The 2,568-nt window shown below is 65.2% G+C and carries 2 protein-coding genes; one reads left to right on the plus strand and one right to left on the minus strand.

Annotation, left to right across the window (positions count from 1 at the left end):
- Window positions 1–105: 105 nt before the first annotated feature.
- A complete protein-coding gene (ltrA, locus tag FHS42_RS35965) occupies window positions 106–1,515 on the minus strand; it encodes a group II intron reverse transcriptase/maturase (protein ID WP_446696893.1) in 1,410 nt (469 codons plus the stop codon).
- Here ltrA and FHS42_RS39470 point away from each other — a divergent pair.
- Complete coding sequence (locus tag FHS42_RS39470; RefSeq protein ID WP_446696894.1) at window positions 1,508–1,894, plus strand: hypothetical protein; 387 nt, start codon at window positions 1,508–1,510, stop codon at window positions 1,892–1,894. The genes ltrA and FHS42_RS39470 overlap by 8 nt on opposite strands.
- Window positions 1,895–2,568: the final 674 nt, after the last annotated feature.

The following is a 2,568-nucleotide window of genomic DNA, read 5'->3' on the forward strand; positions in this document are numbered from 1 at the left end:
TGTGGTCGGGTAGCCGGAGACCATTGCTGGTCCCCGGCCCCCTCAGAACCGGACGTGCGAGCTTTCCCCGCATCCGGCTCAAGCAAGCCACGAGGGCTTCGCAGGTCAGCAGGATTGTGTGGTCCTTTTGCTGTCGCCAGCGTGGTGCTGGCGGTGGCATTCGGAGTGCACGAGGCGAAGGTTGTTCCGCTCGTCCGTACCGCCGTCTCGTCGGTAGGTGAAGTGATGCTTGTGGAGCATCTTCTTCGAGGCCGCGAACCAGTTGATCCACTCGCGTGGGCTGTCCGGTTCGTACTCGGCTCCGACGATCAGAGCCTGCTTGCAGAGAGGACAGAGCCCCTGCTGCCGGACCGCGAGGAGAAGACTCGTCTTGTCCATCGGCGGCAGCGCTTTCCTGCGGCAGCGGTCTCGCCAGTACTCGGTCAGCTCGGGGTCGTCCGGGGACGCTCCGCCCTTGACCAGCTGGTGGCGGACGATGCCGGTCCAGGCGAATTTGATGAGGAAGGCGCCGCTGTCGCGGTCGCCGAACACCCACCGATCTCGCCGAGACGGGTGGAATCTGCCGAAGTACCGGGCCGCGACCCAGTGACTCGACTTGTTGCGGTGACGGCGCCTGGCCCATTTGAAGGTCAGCCGCCACATGTAGTGATCCAGCGACGAGAACGTCGTCGTGGATGCCACCGCCCGGTAGTAGGCCGCCCAACCGCGAACGATCGGGATCAGCCTGCGCAACACGGCCTCGGCATTGGACCCGTGCAGGGCCTTCACCTCGGTTCGTAGTCGCGCCCGGAGCCTCGTGCAAGCCGCTGTGCTCGGCTTGATGATCAGCTTGCCGCCCGTTCGGCGGACGGTGAAGCCGAGGAAGTCGAACCCCTGATCGAGGTGGACGACCTGGGTCTTCTCCTCGTTGAAGCGAAGACCCCTCAGCTCCAGCCAGTCCTCCAGCCGAGCCCTGACCTGGTGCACCTGTTCCTCGTCGTGGCAGAGCACGACGAAGTCATCGGCATACCTCACCAGCACCGGAGTGCCCGGCATGGCGCCGGGCTCACGCCCGGCCCGCACCGTGTATTGGCACCCGGCGGCCTGTTCCAGTCCGTGCAGAACAACATTCAGCAACAGCGGGCTGATCACACCGCCTTGAGGAGTGCCCTCCTCGGTCGGTGCGAACCGGCCGCGGTCGATCACGCCAGCCTTCAGCCAGCCGCGGATCAGGTCCCTGGCGGGGAACTGACCGAGCATGGTCATGAGGTGGTCGTGGTCGATGCGGTCGAACGCCGCCGACAGGTCCGCGTCCAGGACCCACAGACGTTTCGGGTTCTTGCCCTTCACCGTCCAGAAGATCGCGGCTATCGCGTCCTGACAGCTGCGGCCCGGCCGGAAGCCATAAGACCTCGGCTCAAGCCGCGCTTCCCACTCGGGCTCCAGCGCGTTCTTCACGCGGGCCTGGAGGACCCGGTCACGGATGACCGGGATGCCCAGCGGTCGCTGTTTCCCGTTGCTCTTCGGGATGAACACTCGCTTGACCGGCCTGGCCTTCCAGGGCTTCGACGACCGATGGATCTCGGCCGCCAAGGTGCCTCTCGCCTTCGGCGTGAGGGATCATTCCCCGTCGATGCCAGCGGTCATGCGACCACTGCTCTGCTGCGTCACCCGCTTCACGCTGACCAGCGTGTTGCTGCGGCTCCGCAGCATGAGCTTCTGGAAGTTGCGAACCTTCTTCGGGCCCCCGTCCTGCGTCGCCTTGAAGATCCTCTGCCTCAGCCGCCGTACGTTCTCCTCGCAGGTGGCCCAGTCGATGCCGTGTCAGTCGAGTAAGTCGTCCTGGGGTCCGTTCACCGCAGGCGAGGGCGTCACGGCAGGTGCCGTGATCTCCATGTTCGCCTCCGGTGTCTAACTTGTCCCTTGGTTCCGGCTTCCTTGCAGTGGTGACTTCAAAGGCTCACCTGATCCACGTGGGCGCCCTTTCGGGCCGGGCCGCCAGGGCCCGTATCCGGCGAGTTATGCGGGGGACGGGTGAAGGTCCCGTCTCTCGGTTTCCTCTGGCCTTTCGGTCTGCCGGCCTTCGCTTCTTGGATCTTCCTTCTCCCGCTGGGGACTTCAGCCTTCCTTACGGTCGGCCTACCAAGCCGAGGCTTGGACCCCGTCGGGGTTTCCACGTTCCGCACCAGTAAGACGCGGCTGGGGTGGGCGCCCCCTCTACCCCGGGACCAGCGGTGTCCTCCCTGCGGGCTCAGTTACCCGAAGGTCGCTTGGTGCCTTTCAGCACCGGGTCCTGTGACCGCCGCCAACACGCCACCGACGCGGTCTTAAGATCACGGGGCATCATCAAGGGTTCACTTGCGTTCGCCCGTCCAGCCTTCCCCTCACCTGTTGCCCCCCAATGGCCGGGACGCCCTAGGGCTTGAACGCTCCGCTTCACACCCCGCCGTTGCCAGCGAGGCATGGGAGCGCGGGGACGGGCCCTGGACACTGGCCCGAAGTTCAGCCCATCGATACCTCCTTCACGTGGCTGTCCTCACTTACCTGGAGCGACTTCATGTCGCACACCGAGACCTTTAGTTGGCACAT

Origin of the sequence: Streptomyces zagrosensis, from assembly GCF_014203645.1 — a bacterium.
Lineage (GTDB): Bacteria > Actinomycetota > Actinomycetes > Streptomycetales > Streptomycetaceae > Streptomyces > Streptomyces zagrosensis.

Coding starts and splice junctions, on each gene's coding strand:
- FHS42_RS39470 (WP_446696894.1), top strand. CDS start 1,508: ATGAACACTCGCTTGACCGGCCTGGCCTTCCAGGGCTTCGACGACCGA.